At 65.1% G+C, this 16,706-nt stretch carries 16 protein-coding genes; 8 read left to right on the top strand and 8 right to left on the bottom strand.

All coding sequences use genetic code 11. From position 1 onward, the window contains the following. Nucleotides 1–12 precede the first annotated feature (12 nt). A complete protein-coding gene (locus tag ET475_RS06465; protein WP_129387478.1) occupies nt 13–297 on the top strand; it encodes a hypothetical protein in 285 nt (94 codons plus the stop codon). Continuing rightward, nucleotides 294–1,448, top strand: a complete 1,155-nt coding sequence (locus tag ET475_RS06470) for a hypothetical protein (protein ID WP_129387481.1) — start codon at nt 294–296, stop codon at nt 1,446–1,448. Before ET475_RS06465 ends, ET475_RS06470 begins: the two co-directional genes overlap by 4 nt. A 127-nt stretch (nt 1,449–1,575) precedes the next feature. On the opposite strand, the gene ET475_RS06475 is transcribed toward ET475_RS06470, so the two are convergent. Continuing rightward, entirely contained in the window at nt 1,576–2,217 is a 642-nt protein-coding gene (locus ET475_RS06475) for a TMEM175 family protein (protein WP_242497789.1), read from the bottom strand. A 57-nt stretch (nt 2,218–2,274) separates the two neighbouring features. Here ET475_RS06475 and cds1 point away from each other — a divergent pair, with 57 nt between their 5' ends. Further along, complete coding sequence (gene cds1 / locus ET475_RS06480; RefSeq protein WP_129387484.1) at nt 2,275–3,363, top strand: L-cysteine desulfhydrase Cds1; 1,089 nt, start codon at nt 2,275–2,277, stop codon at nt 3,361–3,363. A gap of 760 nt (nt 3,364–4,123) precedes the next feature. Here the strand turns inward: cds1 and ET475_RS06485 are convergent. Continuing rightward, nucleotides 4,124–4,447, bottom strand: a complete 324-nt coding sequence (locus tag ET475_RS06485) for a PadR family transcriptional regulator (RefSeq protein WP_129387487.1) — start codon at nt 4,445–4,447, stop codon at nt 4,124–4,126. Nucleotides 4,448–5,439: 992 nt separating this feature from the next. Here ET475_RS06485 and ET475_RS06490 point away from each other — a divergent pair. The 5 genes from ET475_RS06490 to ET475_RS06510 all read left to right on the top strand — a co-directional run bounded on the left by ET475_RS06490 (nt 5,440) and on the right by ET475_RS06510 (nt 8,972). Further along, nucleotides 5,440–5,859 (top strand): hypothetical protein, encoded by a 420-nt coding sequence (locus ET475_RS06490; RefSeq protein ID WP_129387490.1) that lies wholly within the window; start codon nt 5,440–5,442, stop codon nt 5,857–5,859. Then, nucleotides 5,856–6,332 carry a hypothetical protein gene (locus ET475_RS06495; RefSeq protein ID WP_129387493.1) on the top strand — a complete coding sequence of 159 codons (477 nt, stop codon included), beginning with the start codon at nt 5,856–5,858 and terminating at the stop codon, nt 6,330–6,332. The genes ET475_RS06490 and ET475_RS06495 overlap by 4 nt, the downstream gene beginning before the upstream one ends. Before the next feature lie 89 nt (nt 6,333–6,421). Next, nucleotides 6,422–7,141 (top strand): efflux RND transporter periplasmic adaptor subunit, encoded by a 720-nt coding sequence (locus ET475_RS06500; protein WP_129387496.1) that lies wholly within the window; start codon nt 6,422–6,424, stop codon nt 7,139–7,141. Beyond that, nucleotides 7,138–7,830: an ABC transporter ATP-binding protein gene (locus tag ET475_RS06505; protein WP_165310794.1), complete on the top strand. Its 693-nt coding sequence runs from the start codon at nt 7,138–7,140 to the stop codon at nt 7,828–7,830. The genes ET475_RS06500 and ET475_RS06505 overlap by 4 nt, the downstream gene beginning before the upstream one ends. Then, on the top strand, nt 7,827–8,972 hold the full coding sequence (locus tag ET475_RS06510) for an ABC transporter permease (RefSeq protein WP_129387502.1): 1,146 nt from the start codon (nt 7,827–7,829) through the stop codon (nt 8,970–8,972). The genes ET475_RS06505 and ET475_RS06510 overlap by 4 nt, the downstream gene beginning before the upstream one ends. Nucleotides 8,973–9,282: 310 nt before the next feature. Here ET475_RS06510 and ET475_RS06515 read toward each other — a convergent pair whose 3' ends face one another. The 6 genes from ET475_RS06515 to ET475_RS06540 form a co-directional block, all read right to left on the bottom strand. Next, nucleotides 9,283–10,983, bottom strand: coding sequence for a dipeptide ABC transporter ATP-binding protein (locus ET475_RS06515; RefSeq protein WP_129387505.1), 1,701 nt, complete (start codon nt 10,981–10,983; stop codon nt 9,283–9,285). Next, the gene (locus ET475_RS06520; protein ID WP_165311003.1) at nt 10,980–11,945 is read right to left on the bottom strand and encodes an ABC transporter permease; all 966 of its coding nucleotides are present in this window, start codon (nt 11,943–11,945) and stop codon (nt 10,980–10,982) included. Before ET475_RS06520 ends, ET475_RS06515 begins: the two co-directional genes overlap by 4 nt. A gap of 46 nt (nt 11,946–11,991) precedes the next feature. Continuing rightward, nucleotides 11,992–13,068, bottom strand: coding sequence for an ABC transporter permease (locus ET475_RS06525; protein WP_129387512.1), 1,077 nt, complete (start codon nt 13,066–13,068; stop codon nt 11,992–11,994). 125 nt (nt 13,069–13,193) lie between these two features. Then, nucleotides 13,194–14,840 (bottom strand): ABC transporter substrate-binding protein, encoded by a 1,647-nt coding sequence (locus tag ET475_RS06530; protein ID WP_129387515.1) that lies wholly within the window; start codon nt 14,838–14,840, stop codon nt 13,194–13,196. Between the two features lie 129 nt (nt 14,841–14,969). Further along, nucleotides 14,970–15,743, bottom strand: coding sequence for an amino acid ABC transporter ATP-binding protein (locus ET475_RS06535; RefSeq protein WP_129387518.1), 774 nt, complete (start codon nt 15,741–15,743; stop codon nt 14,970–14,972). Next, the gene (locus ET475_RS06540) at nt 15,740–16,705 is read right to left on the bottom strand and encodes an amino acid ABC transporter permease (protein ID WP_129387521.1); all 966 of its coding nucleotides are present in this window, start codon (nt 16,703–16,705) and stop codon (nt 15,740–15,742) included. Before ET475_RS06540 ends, ET475_RS06535 begins: the two co-directional genes overlap by 4 nt. Between the last annotated feature and the right edge of the window lies 1 nt (nt 16,706).

The raw sequence follows: 16,706 nt of genomic DNA on the forward strand, positions 1-16,706 counted from the left end.
AACCGTGATCACGTGCTCTTCCGCGGCGGCATCAGCGAGTTCGCCGACGCGGAGTGGATCGGCCGAGTGCCGTGGCGCCGCCCGGCCGACGAGGGCTGGTTCGATCCCGCCTCGCCCAGCATCATCTGGCCCGACGACCACGCCTGGGTGATGGCCACCGAGGTCGACTTCGACTCGACGATCGTGGCCGGCTCACCGGCGCTGATCGATGCCATCGTCGGCGATCCGCATCTGGAGGCGGCATCCATTCCTGAAGACGCCGACCTGTCGTGGGACGCAGACGAGGTGAACCGATGAGCCAGACCACCACGCCCTTCGACGCGCGCGCCCTGACCGAACCGGTCGACAAGAAGGCAGCCCGCGCGTTCTGGAAGAGCGTGCGCCCCACCGGCACGAACGCCGGCCGCATCATCGGCCTGGTGCTGATAGCGGTGTTCCTGGTGTTCTTCGTGGGCATCTTCAGCCGCGTGTTCAGCGCGTTCATCGAGGTGGGCTCGAGCGCGGGCGGCGGGTTCGGCGGGATCTTCGTCGTCGTCCCGTTCACGTTCCTCGCGATCGTCGCCCTCGGCATCTTCGTGGTCGTGCGCGGCGTCTTCGGTGCCGGCGCGGCGGTCACGGCGTACCGGCTCGACGCGTTCGCGCGCGCGAACAGCATGAGCTATGACGTCGGCATGACCAATCCTGCGCTGCCCGGGATGATCTTTCAGCAGGGTCACGGCCGGCGCTCGTCGAACCTGGTGCGCGGGCAGCGGCCGCGGTTCGTCGAGTTCGGCAACTACCTGTACAAGACCGGGTCGGGCAAGAACGAGTCCACCCACCGCTGGGGCTACGTCGCCATCAAGCTCGATACGCCACTGCCCAACATCGTGCTCGACGCGAAGAGCAACAACGGCCTGTTCGGCTCGAATCTGCCCGAATCGCTCGCCCGCGGCCAGCGCCTCTCACCCGAGGGCGACTTCGACGAGTACTTCTCCCTTTACTGCCCGTCGGGGTACGAGCAAGACGCCCTGTACCTTTTCACTCCCGACATCATGGCGCGCTTCGTCGACCATGCCGCCGCCCTCGACGTCGAGATCGTCGATGACTGGCTCTTTCTGTACGCCCAGCGCGACCTGTCCACGCTCGACCCGGCGACCTGGCAGTGGCTGTTCGCGACAGTGGGGGCGGTCCTCGACAAGATGGCGCAGTGGGCGCGCTGGCGCGATGACCGGCTGCGGGCGGATGCCGCGGGCCGGGCTGTCGCGGGTGCGAGCGCCATGCCGGTGGATGCGGCGGCGCCCGCTGCCGGCGCGGCGCGGCATCCCTTCGTCGCCACAGCGGCACCGCTCACTCCACCCCCACCCGGCGTCGCGCCGCAGGGACGCCGGCTGCGCACCGGCGTGCCGGTGGCCGCTATCGTCGTCGGCGTCGTCGTCGTGATCGGCTGGATCTCGATGTTCTGGCGCTGACCCGGCTGCGCGCAGCCCGGGGCGGGCCTCGGGAAATTCCATATGGAATTTCCCAAACCACATGAAACTTGCGGCAATCTGATGTGGGCTGGGAAATTCCATATCGAATTGCCCAGATGGCGGGAGATCAGCGCGCGCGGCGCGCGCCCAGAAGTCGGGCGAACACCCGCCGCACTGGCCCGGTGAGCATCAGCAGGAACAGCGCAAAGTAGCCGATGACCGGCACCGCTATCGCGAGCGCGAGCGCGACGGCGAACAGCGCCGCCATGGCCAGGTCGACCGCCATCCCGCGACGCAGCGCCGCATCGTCGACCGAGTGAAGTTCAGGATGCCGGTGCAGCACGATGCGCTGGGCGAGAGCGAGCAGGCTGGTCAGGATCATCGTGCCGATGTACACCACCTTCACCAGCACGTCGTCGTCGCTCATCGCCCCCGTCAAGGCCGTGGCCACCGGCATCCACACGATGGACAGCAGCCAGGCGACGCACACCCACAGCAGCCGGTTCGAGATGAACTCGACCTTCGCGAAAAGGTGATGCTGATTGACCCAGAACATCGCTATCACCGCGAAACTGATCACGAAGCTGATGAGCTGCCACTGATGCTCGTCGAACCAGACGGCCGCTCCCAGGTCGGGGTCTGCCTCGCCCACGCTCTCCATCAGCGGCAGGATCAGCAGGGTCATGGCAATCGCCACGACCGCGTCGATGAAGGCCTTTGCGCGCTCGGCACTGTACACACGCTGCTGTTCGAGAGGCTCATCGGTCACGGTGCGATGGTAGCCGAGACCGCTCGAGCCGATAGGCTCGCCGCGGAGGAGGCGACGATGCACGATCTCGAACAGGCCCGCGTGGCGCGGGAATGGGTCAGCGAAGCGGTACGCAAGGTGGCCGCCGACGCGAACCGGTCCAGTGACACCCACCTGCTCACGGTTCCGCTGCCGGCAGACTGGGGCATCGAGCTCTACCTCAAGGACGAGTCCACACACCCCACGGGCAGCCTGAAGCACCGCCTCGCGCGGTCGCTGTTCCTGTACGGCCTGTGCAACGGCTGGATCGTCGAAGGCACCACGATCGTCGAGGCCTCCAGCGGGTCGACGGCCGTGTCCGAGGCGTACTTCGCCCGGATGCTGGGGCTGCCGTTCGTCGCCGTGGTGCCGCGCTCGACCACGCAGGAGAAGATCGACCTCATCGAGTTCTACGGCGGACGCTGCCACTTCGTTGACGACCCGGGCGAGGTGTATGCCGAGGCGGCGCGCATCGCCGCGGCATCCGGCGGTCACTACATGGACCAGTTCACCTACGCCGAGCGCGCGACCGACTGGCGCGGAAACAACAACATCGCCGAGTCGATCTTCGAGCAGCTCTCGGCCGAGCGGCACCCGGTGCCCCGGTGGATCGTCGTGGGCGCCGGCACGGGCGGCACGAGCGCGACCATCGGCCGCTATCTGCGCTACCAGCGGCATCCCACGCAGCTGTGCGTCGCCGACCCCGAGAATTCGGCATTCCTGGATGCCTGGGCCACCGGAGACTCGTCGGTCACGACGGGCGCGCCCAGCCGCATCGAGGGGATCGGGCGGCCGCGCGTCGAGCCGAGCTTTCTGCCGCAGATCGTCGACCATATGGTGCGGGTGCCGGATGCCGCCTCCATCGCCGCGATGCGGTTCATCGCCGCGCGGACGGGATATCGGGCCGGGGCATCCACGGGCACGAACCTGTGGGCAGCATTCGGCTTGATCGCCGAGATGCTGCGTCGCGGCGAGACGGGCAGCGTCGTCTCGCTGCTCTGCGATTCGTCGGACCGATACCGCCACACGTATTGCTCGGACGACTGGCTGGCCGAACGCGGCATCGACATCACGGCGCCGACCGCCGTGCTCGAGGAGTTCACCGCCACCGGCGCATGGCCGGACTGAGGTCGGACGGGTAGCTACGGTTGCTCGGCGGTCGCGTAGAGCTTTGTGAGGTTCGGGTTCGGGGAGTCTTCGAGGACGGCAGAGCGTGTCGCCAAAGTCCCCGCAACAGCACCCACGTCCCGCACCCCACCGCAATCCAAGACGTCTTGCAACGCCGGGTAATCCACACCATCAGCCGACGTCTGCCACACAACGTCCAAGTCGCTGACAGCACACCCCCACTGGCCGAATACGCTCGTCCAGGGCACCCCGTTCAAGTACGTGAACCACTCCGCCCTATTCGCCCGCAACTCAGAGGCAGACGCCCCCTCCGGATCAGCCAGCACCGGCAACGGATGAGACGCCAAAAACTCCCGCACCACAACCTCATCCCGAGCCTGCGAACTCGTACTGCGCGGCAGCATATCCCGGCTAATGGTGGCACTGAGGCCGGACTGCGTAACGTGCAGCGCGACTGCGGCCGCGACACTACCTGCCGAGAGCACAAGGATCGTTGCGCACGCAACCGCGCACTTGGGGAGCGGCGAAAGTCGCGGTCGCTCGCTCGACTTTTCTGACGATCGGTGTCGCCACAGTGACGGGCTCGTCACGCCTCGACTGCGGAGCACTGTGGTCAACGCACCGATGGCGACCATGGTCGCGGAGAGCCCTAGTTCTCGTGCGTCTCGGATATCGGCGAGCCATTGTTCTCGACGATCTTGCCGATCTGCGCGTGGCGAAAACCTACACGCCACGGCGACAATGAGCGAGATCCCCCCTCTCACGTGGTCGCCCACTTCGTCGTACGCGCCGGACGTCCCGTCGGATGCCGAGACTCGAACTGAGCACACGCGCTACCTGCTGCGACGCGCCCTTCTGCAGTGAACTCGTACAGCCGACGCCTGGGGCCGGTCCGCGAGGGCTCGTTCTCCCACATGGACGTGATCCAGCCATGGCGCTCGAGCCGCTCGAGAATCGGATACACCGTGCCCGGAAGAAGCCCAGTCGTCTTGATGATCATCAGCCCCCAGACGGGGTGGTCCGCCTGCAGGAGCACCCGGAGGACACTGATCGTCGGGGCTGTCAGTCTTTGGAGCGGCTGCATGGCGAGGGCGAGTCGGGCCTTTCAGCGTGGAGGCTATGCCGTCGCGCGGCGCCGCAGCGTCCATCGCGACTCATAGATTTGCGTTGCAGTACCCACTATAGAAACTCGGGTTGTAGAAGCGCGAGGAGAAGGTCGAGTTCTGGCGCTCCGGGTGTTCGCCTCAGTTCCGCTTGCGTAGAGCTTTGTGAGGTTCGGGTTCGGGGAGTCTTCGAGGACGGCAGAGCGTGTCGCCAAAGTCCCCGCAACAGCACCCACGTCCCGCACCCCACCGCAATCCAAGACGTCTTGCAACGCCGGGTAATCCACACCATCAGCCGACGTCTGCCACACAACGTCCAAGTCGCTGACAGCACACCCCCACTGGCCGAATACGCTCGTCCAGGGCACCCCGTTCAAGTACGTGAACCACTCCGCCCTATTCGCCCGCAACTCAGAGGCAGACGCCCCCTCCGGATCAGCCAGCACCGGCAACGGATGAGACGCCAAAAACTCCCGCACCACAACCTCATCCCGAGCCTGCTCAGCGGGCCCGGCCGGCAGATCTGCCACTGACGTCGCCTGAGGACGACTGTCCACGGCAGTCGAATCGGCCGAGGCGGGGGTACGTGGTACCCAAACCAGACCAACCGCGATCAGTATCACCGCCGCGCCAATGACGATGAGCCGTTTCAAGCGACCATCAACCCTACTCTCCATCGAGATCCTCCTCGTTCACCTGATTCAGATGCAGTGCCTCCCGCAGGCATCGCCATCAAGGTCAATCTTGACAGCAACTCCCGCCTTAATCAATATAGATCGAGTAACGAGTTCTGACCCCGGAGAGCACGACCACGTGTGCCGGGCACGGAACCAAACACGCAACCGATGAATACGCGTGTGGCCACGTTGCAGTGCAACACACAGAAGCCGCACACGGTTCCAGCAGAAGGGTTGGCACCATGCCTAATCACAGTGATCGCAACGGCAGCTCTCAACGGACGCAGCAATGGCGCGTGACGATCGGAGCAATCACCGCTGCGGCAGCGCTTGTACTTGGTACAACCGTGCCTGCGGCAGCAACGACATCGACATACAACATCTCCGCAGAGCTCGGCTGCGGCGGCAATCTGTTTCAGAGCGGAAATTTCCGGCCGCACAGTTCGAGTGATGGCGCATCCATCAAGCTCACCAAGGATGATTGGTGGAGGAGCATCTGGAAGCTGCGTATCGGCTTACGGAATGCCAGCGATGTGCAGGTGACCAAGACGCTCGAGCTCGACCCTGGCAGTCGATCTACCCACACGTGGAAGACACCCTCGGATAGCACGAGCATCCCGGGAGGCAGCCTCGCTGTAAACGCTCGTGTCGCCATCAACGGTAACGGAAGTTGCGTGCTGTTCCCGCCGACGTTCGAAGGAAAGCTCACCCAGTGATCCATCGACTCACGACGACTGTGGTTGCACTAATCGGGATCAGCGCCACCACGATTGCTTGCACGCCGCGCCACGATGGCCAGAGCGAGCGAGTGATCGACAGCGCGGAGTATGTCCATATCTACAAGGCAACGATCCAGGACTTTCCTGAACCGTTGCCCGCCAGGATCGCATTTCCCGACGAGCCCCCGCACATGGAGGGTGATATCGGCATCGGTAACGCCGCGGGAGCTGCGTATTTCTATTGGGTGTGCTCGTGGGAAGATGTCTTCCTGACGGCAACAACTGATACTGAGCGCCATGAGGCCGCCGCGCATCTCAGCGACTTTCCAAATACCACGTGGGGCCTGAGCCACTACGACGACAGCGAAGGCATCTGGAAGAAGCTCGTGGAGTCCGCGGAGCTGGGCGACCTCACCGAACTGCGACAGTTCTATCGGTCCGACTGCGGCTTCTACCGGTCACAGCAATGATGAATCGGACCGCCATCTCGGTCTCTCTCGTCCCCCTCGTACTCGCACTGTCGGGCTGTGGCGTCTTCGGAACTACGAACCAGCAACATATGCCGACAGCAGCAACGAATGATCTTCCTGCCCACGCAGTAGCCGATGTCCGGACGATCACCGATGTCATGACGATCCCCGCGACTGTGGTCGCCGGCACCGATTACGCAGTGACCGCGCCGGAAGTCGGTACGCTCCGTCAGCGGGGAACCGCCTTCACGTTTGAAGCATCCAAGGGCAGTGGCCGGAGAAAGATCAATCTCGCGAACACTGTCACAACGGCCTCGCCGATCGTCCCACTGGGAATCGAAGTGGGCAAGGGTACCCCAGTCCTCGCGGTTCACGACACTTCTCTGACTTTGCGGGCGGCGATGACGCCGACACAGGTGCTGCGGCAAGCGCAACGCACACCATCGGTCGTCCGTGCGCAGATCGATGGGTCCCGCGGTCCTTTCACGTGCACTCTCAACGACCCCCTACCGACCGAGCAAGCCGGAAACTATGAGTTGTCTTGTCGTATCCCGACGAAAATCCCGTCGGTTGTGGGGGCGACCGGAGTGCTCGCACTGACGTTGGCAGAGAGGGCCGATGTCGTCGCGCTACCTCTCGAGGCTGTCGCCGGTACCCGCGATAAGGGTTCCGTTTATCTTCCTGGTAGCAGAGCTCCCCACCCTGTGTCACTTGGCATAACCGACGGTGCATATATTGAAATCACCAAAGGTCTAGCCGCGGGGGACATTGTTCTTATCCCCAGCCCATCGATACTCGACGCGCAGTGAACGCAAAAGTCATCTCGTTGCACAACGGCAGCCGCACGTTACCGAACGGCGGACCGGTACTTGAGCGTGTGAATCTCACGGTTGCGTCCCGCGAGAGTGTGGCAATCATCGGTCGATCGGGAAGCGGGAAGAGCACCCTCCTTGCGGGACTCGGCTTGCTCTTCCCCTTCGGCGACGGCACCGACTATCGCCTTTTGGGTCATCGCGTCTCAACTTTGAAGGAGAAGGATGCTGCCTCACTCCGCGCCCGAACTGTCGGATTCATCCTGCAGAACTCTGGATTGATCGAGCATCTGTCTGCTCTCGAGAATGTGCGACTACCCCTCCTTCATTCACGCGCCCATTCCCCGAGAGCCGCTCGGGTTGCCGCACATGAAGCGTTGGAGCGACTCGGTATCGAGCACCTGGCCCGACGCCGCCCAACAGAAGTGAGCGGGGGCGAACGACAGAGGATTGCCATTGCACGAGCGTTGGTCATACGGCCGCAGCTCATTCTCGCTGATGAACCAACCGGAGCCCTCGATGAACAGACGGGGCGCGAAGTGCTCGACCAGTTGCTCGCACTCGTCGAGGCGGACGCATCAGCGTTGGTTGTCGTGACACACGACGCGGAGATCGCGTCTCGGATGCAGCGAACATACCGTCTGCACTCGCGGACGCTTGGCCCCGCGACGAATTGGGTGCCGTGAGAACGCTCCTCATCGCCTTACAGGGATTGCGCGGCGCGCCGATAAGAAGCATCCTCGTCGTCGCAGCCCTCACCCTCGGCATGCTCGGATTCGTTGCCGTCCTAAGTGCTCAGCAGGTGATGAGAGAGACGATTTCACAGCGTGCCCTCCTCACCGGCGGGCCGGAGACGACGCTCTCTGTCACGATTCAAGGCCTGGGAACCGCTCCCGAGGTCGGCCGAGTTCTTGAACAAGTAAAGCGTCGGACGGGCGCGGCGTCCGCAAGCGCACTCGTCGAAGACACGCACACGACCATCTGGACCGAGGGACACCAGGAGGAGCGTTCCCGTGTCACGTTTGTCACACCAAGCTATCGGCAGATCCATCCGTTCCCCATCATTGATGGAGACTGGCTGTCGCCGACATCGACGCTCTCGCCGCGCGTTGTGATCAACGAGCCAGCTGTTCAACTCCTTGCGCACGCGACTCATCCACAGCTCGGCACTACTGAGTACCGTGAGCCGATCACCGTCATCGGTGTAGTCCGTGATGGCGAAGATGATCCACATGTCTACGTGATGTTCGATCGATACTTTCAGTTCTGGACACACGATCTGATCCTCAACATCGAGTTGAGTTCACCGAGCCTCGATCAGGATGTCGTCAAGGGAGCCATTAAGCACCTCAATGGTCTCGGCGCCCCCATCGAGCTCATGGATATCCACCGCACCGACCGGTTGTCGAGCCTTGCAGCGGAGCTGGGAACCTCCTCGCAGGTTCTGCTGATCCTGGCCGTCTTGGGCCTCGCCTCGACCGTGATCGGCATCTTGAACGTCGGTCTTTCGACTGCGCGCGCCCGGTCGAAGGAGTTCACGCTCCGTCGCACCATGGGTGCCAGCCGTGCTCAAGTTGCGGCAGTCGTGCTGGTCGAATCCCAGCTCCTCGCCGTCGGCGCGGCCATCATCGCCTTCGGCGGTTCCTTCATGCTCTTCCCCATGGTCGTCGGGACATTTGGAGCACAGATAGGCGTCGAACCCCCAGGATATCGAGCGTCCTATGGTCTGGTGAGTCTCGTGATAGCGAGCGCCGCCGCCGCCTCCTCCAGCATCATTCCCGCGCTCCTCAGCTATCGCCGCGACCTCTCCAGCGTCATGCGCGAGTGATTCGCGAATACCGTTGCTTTCCGCGACCGGGAGGTCGAGCCCGCCGCTCATCCGGCCCGACGGAGACAATGCATCTCAGGCGAGGGAGCTCACGGAGTTCTCGCCTGAACGAGGGTGTCGTGACAATCGCCGACAGCACATCATTCTGCCCAGGGAACACCAGTTCACCGCCAGATTGATGTTCCCTGGGCAAAGTCGCACGACTTCGACGGCTACGATCGGGCTCGCGCACGCGATTACACGTCAAACCGCCCGTGGGGAGACCCACGCCGGTCCGAGAACCGCCCGAGCCCGGGCCGTCAAGTCAGCGCTACTCGGTGTCGGCGGCGCGCGCGGCCTCCCACGCGGCGCGGCGCGCGGCCTGCTGCTCGGGGTCGGGCACCGGGATGGATGCCAGCAGCCGGCGCGTGTACTCATCGCGGGCCTGGCCGAGCACCTGTGCGGTCGTGCCCTGCTCGCGGATCGTGCCCGTACGCAGCACCACGATGCGGTCGGCGACCTCGTCGATCACGGCGAGGTCGTGGCTGATGAACAGGCACGCGAACCCGAGCTCCGCCTGCAGCTCGGCGAACAGCTCCAGCACCCGGGCCTGCACCGAGACGTCGAGCGCGCTGGTGGGCTCGTCGGCGATGAGCAGCTTCGGGCGCAGGGCTATCGCGCGCGCCAGAGACGCACGCTGACGCTGTCCGCCCGACAGCTCGTGCGGGTACCGGTCGCCGTACGAGGTGGGCAGGTGCACGGCATCCAGCAGCTGGTCCACCCGGCCGCGCGCAGCGCGCGGGCTGGCGGCGCGCCCATGCACCACGAGCGGCTCGGCGATGCACTCGGCGATGGTCAGCAGCGGGTTGAAGCTGGTCGCCGGGTCTTGGAACACGAACCCGATCTCGGGCCGCAGCTTCTTCAGCGACCGGTTCGTCGTGCCGTTCATCTCGTGCCCGAGCACGCGCAGCGATCCGCCGACCACCTGGGTCAGGCCCACGATCGCGCGGCCGATCGTGGTCTTGCCCGACCCCGACTCGCCCACCAGGCCCAGTACCTCGCCGGGCGCTATCCAGAAGTCCACGCCGTTTACGGCCACGACCCCGGTGCGACCGAACCGGCCCGGGTAGGCGATCTGCAGGTTCTCGGCCACGACCAGAGATCCCTCGGGGGGTGACGAGGGTGCCGGCGCGGCATCCTGCGTCGCACTCTTGCCGCGCCCCACGTGCGGCACCGCCGCCAGCAGCTTCTTCGTGTAGTCCTCACGCGGAGCGGCGAACAGCTCACCGACCGGCGCCTGTTCGACGATCTCGCCCTGGTACATGACCACGACCCGATCGGCCAAGTCGGCGACCACGCCCATGTTGTGGGTGATCAGCACCACCGTGGCCCCGAACTCGTCACGCGCGGTACGCAGCAGGGCAAGGATCTCGGCCTGCACCGTGACATCCAGTGCCGTCGTCGGCTCGTCGGCGATGATCAGACCGGCGTCCAGCACCAGGGCCATGGCTATGACGATGCGCTGCTTCTGCCCGCCCGAGAACTGGTGCGGGTACTCGTCGACACGTCGCTCGGGATCGGGAATGCCGACCCGGCGCAGGATGTCGACGGCGCGCTCTTTCGCCTCGCGCTTGGAGATGCGGTGGTGCGCGCGCAGCCCCTCCGCGATCTGGAAGCCGACCGTGTACACCGGGTTCAGCGCAGTCGAGGGCTCTTGGAAGACCATGGCCGCGTCGCGTCCGCGCATCGCGCGAAGCTGAGCGTGCGAGGCGTGCACGACATCGGTCTCGTCGCCGCCGCGTCCGCGGATCACCAGGGCCCCCGACAGCGTCGCGGTCTCGGGCAGAAGCCCCAGCAGCGCGTTCGCGGTCACGGTCTTTCCCGACCCCGACTCGCCCACGATGGCGAGCACCTCGCCGCCGTGTGCCTCGAGCGAGATGCCGTTCACGGCCACGACGGGGTCGGCATCGGTGGCGAAGGTGACCTTCAGATTGCGAATGGATGCCGCATCGGGCGTGATCGCCGGGCTCATGACTCGCCTCCCGCCGCGCGCCGCCGCCGGCGCAGTCGCGGATCGCTCAGGTCGTTCAGACTCTCACCCACGAGCGTGATCCCCAGCACCACGAGCACGATCGCGACCCCGGGCGGAATCGCCGTCCACCAGATGTGACTGGTGACATCCGACACCGACCGCGACAGGTCGTAGCCCCACTCACTGGCCGCCGTCGCCTCGATGCCGAAGCCCAGAAAGCCCAGGCCCGCCAGGGTGAGCACCGCCTCCGACGCGTTCAGCGTGACGACCACGGGCACCGAGCGGGTCGAGTTGCGCAGCACGTGGCGGATGAGGATGCGCAGCGTGGGCACGCCGATCACCCTCGCCGACTCGACGAACGGCTCGGACTTCACGCGCACCACTTCACTGCGCACGATGCGGAAATACTGCGGCACGAACACGACGGTGATCGAGATGGCAGCGGCGAGGATGCCGCCCCACAGCGTGGACTGCCCGTGGCTGATCACGATCGCCATGACGATGGCCAGCAGCAGCGACGGGAACGCATAGATGGCGTCGGCGATCACCACGAGAATGCGGTCGAGCCACCCGCCGAAGTATCCCGATAGCAGGCCGATGAACACCCCGATGAAGATCGAGAAGATGATCGCGCAGATGATCACCAGCAGCGCCGTCTGAGCACCCCAGATGGTGCGCGAGAGCACGTCGAAGCCGCTGACGGTGGTGCCCAGCAGATTCTGCGCGTTCGGCGCCTGCAGGGTGCCGAAGTCGGCGCCCGACGCCGTCGTGCGCTGCGCGTATCCGTACGGTGCTATCCACGGTGCCAGGATCGCGACGAGCACGAACAGTCCGGTCAGCACCAGGCCCGTCACCAGCATCCCGCGCTGCCAGCCGACGCTGTGCCGCAGGTGCGAGATGACCGGGATGCGGTCGGCGAGCGGCCGCTTGCCGACCGGGGCGGGCATCGTGCCGGTGGGCATCGGGTCCATCACGCCGGTGGGGGTGGGGTCTTCGGTCTCGCTCATCTCAGTACCTCACTCGCGGGTCGATGATGACGGCGATCACGTCGACGATGAAGTTCACGACCGCCACCACCACGGCGATCATGATGACGATGCCCTGTACGGCGACGAAGTCGCGTGCCTTCAGGTACTCGGCGAGCATGAAGCCGAGCCCCTTCCACTCGAACGAGGTCTCGGTCAGCACGGCGCCGGCCAGTAGCAGCGCTATCTGCAGGCCGATGAGCGTGACGATCGGAATGAGAGCGGGCCGGTAGGCGTGCGTGGTGACCAGGCGGTACTCGCCGACGCCGCGTGAGCGGGCGGATGTCACATACTGGGCGCCGAGCGTACCGATGACGTTGATGCGCACGAGGCGCAGGAACACGCCCGCGGTGAGAATGCCCAGCGCGAGGCCGGGCAGGATTGCGTGCCAGAGCACATCGCCGACGGCGTCGAGGTTTCCCAGCCGGATGGCGTCGATGAGGTAGATGCCGGTGGGATGGTCGAGGGTCTCGAGCATCAGCTCGGTGCGGGTGCCGGCCCGGCCCGACACCGGCAGGATGTTGAACTGCACCGCGAAGACCAGCTTGAGCAGAATCGCGATGAAGAAGATCGGGGTGGCATAGCCGAGGATAGCGGCCACCCGCAGCACGGCATCTTGCCAGCGGTCGCGCTTGTATGCGGCGATGAGGCCGAACGGGATGCCGAGCAGGAATGCCACGATCAGCGCATAGAACGCCAGCTCGAGGGTGGCCGAGCCGTACTGCAGCAGAATCGTGGTCACCGGGCGGTGGTCGGTGAGTGTGGTGCCGAAGTCGCCTCGGAACACACCGAGCAGGTAGTCGAGGTATTGCACGATCAGCGGCCGGTCGTAGCCGGCCTCGTGAATGCGCGCGGCGAGCTGCTCGGGCGGCAGCTTGCCGCCCAGCGCCGCTGTGATCGGGTCGCCGGTCAGCCGCATCAGGAAGAACACGGTGGTGACCAGGATGAACACGGTCGGGATGACCAGCAGCAGCCGGACGACGATGTAACGCCAGAGCCCGCCGCTTTTCGCGCGGACGGGTTTGGATGCGAGGTCGGCGTCCTCGACGACAGTGGTCATGCGTGAACCTTACTCAGACGACACATCACCGGTCGTTGAGCGAGCCGAGCGAGTCGAAACGCACCCGCTGGTGCGAATGCGTTTCGACTCGGCGCTGCGCGCCTCGCTCAACGACCGATCTGCGGCTACTTGTGCAGCGGGGCGTACCGGAACTTGAACGAGGCGTCGAGGGTGGTGCCCGCAACGTCCTTGCCCACCACGGCGACCTGCGTGCCCTGCAGGTACGGCAGGGTCGAGAGGTCCTTGGCCACAAGATCCTGCACCTGCTCGATCTCCTGCTTGCGCGCGTCGGCGTCGGTCTCGGTCTGCTCCTTGGCGATCAACGACTGCACATCGGCGTTGTCGTAGTGGTTGGCCAGGAAGTTGCCCTCCGTGAAGAACGGCGTCAGGTAGTTGTCGGCGTCAGAGAAGTCGGGGAACCAACCCAGCTGGTACATCGGGTAGACGTCGGAGGTGCGGTCCTTGGTGTACTGCACCCACTCGGTCTGGGCGAGGTTGACCTTGAACAGGCCGCCGGCCTCGAGCTGCGTCTTGATCGCGGCGTACTCGTCACCCGACGACGGACCGTAGTGGTCGCCGTTGTACTGCAGGTTCAGGGTGACCGGCGTGCTGACGCCGGCATCCGCGAGGGTCTGCTTGGCCTTGTCGGCCGAGGGGCCGCCGTTGCCGTCGCCGTACAGGCTCTTCAGCGCCGTGGTGGCACCGGTCATGCCGTCGGCCACGTACGAGTACAGCGGGGTGTAGGTGCCCTTGTAGACGTCGGTGGCGAGCTTTTCGCGGTCGATCAGGTCGGCCATCGCCTGGCGCACGGCGAGCGCCTTGGCCGGGTCGGCGTCGGCGGTCTTGGCACCGAACGGCATCGTGTTGAAGTTGAACACGATGTAGCGGATCTCGCCGCCGGGACCCTGCACGATCTGCACCTTGTCGTTCTTCGACAGGTCGTCGACATCGGTCGCCGACAGGCTGCGGAAGGCCACGTCGATGTCACCATTGCCGATCGCGAGCTTCAGGTTCGAGGCATCCGCATAGTACTTCACGGTGACCCCGGAGTTCTCGGCTGCGCCGAGCTCGCCCTGGTAGTTCTTGTTCGGCTCGTAGTTGATGAGCTCGTTGACCTTGTACGACGTGATCGAGTACTGGCCGGCGAACGCCTTGCCCTTGACGATGTCGTCGTCGGGGGTGACCGCGTCGGCCGAGAAGACGTCCTCGTCGACGATCGGGCCGGCGGGGCTGGAGAGCACCTGCGGCCAGGTCTGGTCGTTGGGGTTCTTCAGGTGGAAGACCACGGTGGTGTCATCGGGAGTGTCGATGCTGTCGAGGCTGCCCAGCAGCGACGCGGGTCCGTTCGGGTCGTCGATCTTGATGACCCGATCGAACGAGAACTTCACATCAGACGAGGTGAGGTCGTCGCCGTTGGCGAACTTCAGGCCCGGCTTGAGCTTGACGGTGTACTCGGTCGGAGCGGTGAACTCGGCCGACTCGGCGATGTCGGGGGTGACATCGGCGGTCTTGTACTTGCTGTTCATCAGGAACGGATAGATCTGGTTCATCACCGCGAACGAGCCGTTGTCGTACGAGCCGGCGGGGTCGATGGAGGTGATCTTGTCGGTGGTTCCGATGATCAGCGGGCTCGCCGAGCCGCCGTTGCCGTTGTCGCCGGAATTTCCGTTGTTACCGCCGCCGCCGGCACATCCGGCCAGGACGACGGCCGAGGCGCCGAGCGCCCCGAGCGCGAGCAGGATGCGCCCGCGCGTGTGTGTCTGCAGTGACATAGCTACCTCTGCTGTGTGCGAATCGGTCGCGTAGGGTGTCGCGATCGTTGCTGTTCATCTTCCATGCGAGTGAGTGGATCTACAAACTCCAACGCCGTTCTGTGATCAGAACGCAACGGATGCGAGCCGTCACAGCACCTTCGAGAGGAACGACCTGGTGCGCTGGTGCTGCGGGCTGCCGAGCACGTCGCGTGGGTCGCCGGCTTCGACGACCACACCGCCGTCCATGAACACCAGCGCGTCGCCCACCTCGCGCGCGAAGCCCATCTCGTGCGTGACCACGATCATCGTCATGCCGCTGGTGGCGAGCTCCCGCATCACATCGAGCACCTCGCCGACGAGCTCCGGGTCGAGCGCGCTGGTCGGCTCGTCGAACAGCATCAGCTTCGGATCCATGGCCAGCGCCCGGGCGATGGCCACGCGCTGCTGCTGCCCGCCCGACAGCTGCGCGGGGTAATGCGCAGCCTGCCCGGCCAGTCCGACACGCGCCAGCAGGTCACGGCCTCGGGCCTCGGCATCCTTCTTCGAGGCACCCTTGACGCGGATCGGCGCCTCGATCACGTTCTCGAGGGCGGTCATGTGCCCGAACAGGTTGAAGTGCTGGAACACCATGCCGATGTCGCGGCGCTGCCGGGATGCCTCGCTCGGCTTGAGCTCGTAGAGCTTGTCGCCCTTCTCGCGGTATCCCATCAGCTCGCCGTCGACGTACAGTCGACCGGCATCGATGCGCTCGAGATGGTTGATGCAGCGCAGGAACGTCGACTTGCCCGAGCCCGACGGCCCGATCACGCACATCACCTGGCCGCGCTCCACGCGCAACGAGATCGACCTGAGCACCTCGTTGCTGCCGAAGCTCTTCGAGACCATCCGGGCCTCGACCATCGGCGTCTCGGTCGGGGTCATCCTTTTCCTCCCACTTCGATGCCGACTGCTTCGGTCAGAACGGCCGGCCGTGAGCGATCCGATCCGCGGGCGAACCGCTTCTCGACGAAGTATTGGCCCGCCATCAGCACCGAGGTGAAGAACAGATACCAGATCGACGCGACGATCAGCAGCGGAATGGGGGCGAAGATGGTCGCCGAGATGTCGCTGGTACGGCCGAACAGGTCCATCGAGTAGGGAATGGCCACCACCAGCGAGGTGGTCTTCAGCATCGATATGACCTCATTGCCGGTGGGCGGAATGATCACCCGCATCGCCTGCGGAATGACCACGCGCAGCATCGTCTGGCCCCACGACATCCCCAGCGCCGTGCAGGCCTCCTCCTGACCGGGGTCGACCGACAGCAGCCCCGCCCGCACGATCTCGGCCATGTACGCCGACTCGTTCAGCGCGAGCCCGACGACGGCGAGCAGGAAAAGAGGCGGTGTCCACGAGATGTCGAACGTCGCCCAGGTGTGCACGAACGGAATGCCGAGGTACACCGTCTTGTAGATCAGGGTGACAAGCCCCCAGAAGACGAGCTGCACGTAGACCGGCGTACCGCGGAACACCCACAGGAACGCCCACGCTATCCACTTGAGCACCGGATTCGGCGACAGCCGCATGACGGCCAGGATCAGGCCGAGGATGATGCCGATCAGCATCGCCAGCACCGTCAGGGCCAGGGTGATGAAGGCGGCCTGGGTCACCCGCGCGTCGAACAGGTACCTGCCGACGATGTCCCATTGGAACGCCTGCCGCTGGGCGGCGTCGAGGAGGAAAAGCAGCACCAGCAGGATGAGCACGACCGCGACGGTGTTGCGCCACGGGTGGCGCAACCGCACCGCCTTGATCGATTCGGCACGCTCGGTGGGAACCGCCCCGGTGTCGACCGGAGGGACGGATGCGGCATCCGCCCCCTCCGGCCGTTGTGTGTCAGACATC

The organism is Microbacterium protaetiae (genome assembly GCF_004135285.1).
GTDB lineage: Bacteria > Actinomycetota > Actinomycetes > Actinomycetales > Microbacteriaceae > Microbacterium > Microbacterium protaetiae.

Bases quoted from the DNA above. Each gene is read 5' to 3' on its own strand.
- ET475_RS06470 (WP_129387481.1), top strand. From the start codon at position 294: ATGAGCCAGACCACCACGCCCTTCGACGCGCGCGCCCTGACCGAACCG.
- cds1 (WP_129387484.1), top strand. From the start codon at position 2,275: ATGCACGATCTCGAACAGGCCCGCGTGGCGCGGGAATGGGTCAGCGAA.
- ET475_RS06485 (WP_129387487.1), bottom strand. From the start codon at position 4,447: ATGCAGCCGCTCCAAAGACTGACAGCCCCGACGATCAGTGTCCTCCGG.
- ET475_RS06500 (WP_129387496.1), top strand. From the start codon at position 6,422: ATGCCGACAGCAGCAACGAATGATCTTCCTGCCCACGCAGTAGCCGAT.
- ET475_RS06515 (WP_129387505.1), bottom strand. From the start codon at position 10,983: ATGAGCCCGGCGATCACGCCCGATGCGGCATCCATTCGCAATCTGAAG.
- ET475_RS06520 (WP_165311003.1), bottom strand. From the start codon at position 11,945: ATGCCCACCGGCACGATGCCCGCCCCGGTCGGCAAGCGGCCGCTCGCC.
- ET475_RS06525 (WP_129387512.1), bottom strand. From the start codon at position 13,068: ATGACCACTGTCGTCGAGGACGCCGACCTCGCATCCAAACCCGTCCGC.
- ET475_RS06530 (WP_129387515.1), bottom strand. From the start codon at position 14,840: ATGTCACTGCAGACACACACGCGCGGGCGCATCCTGCTCGCGCTCGGG.
- ET475_RS06535 (WP_129387518.1), bottom strand. From the start codon at position 15,743: ATGACCCCGACCGAGACGCCGATGGTCGAGGCCCGGATGGTCTCGAAG.
- ET475_RS06540 (WP_129387521.1), bottom strand. From the start codon at position 16,705: ATGTCTGACACACAACGGCCGGAGGGGGCGGATGCCGCATCCGTCCCT.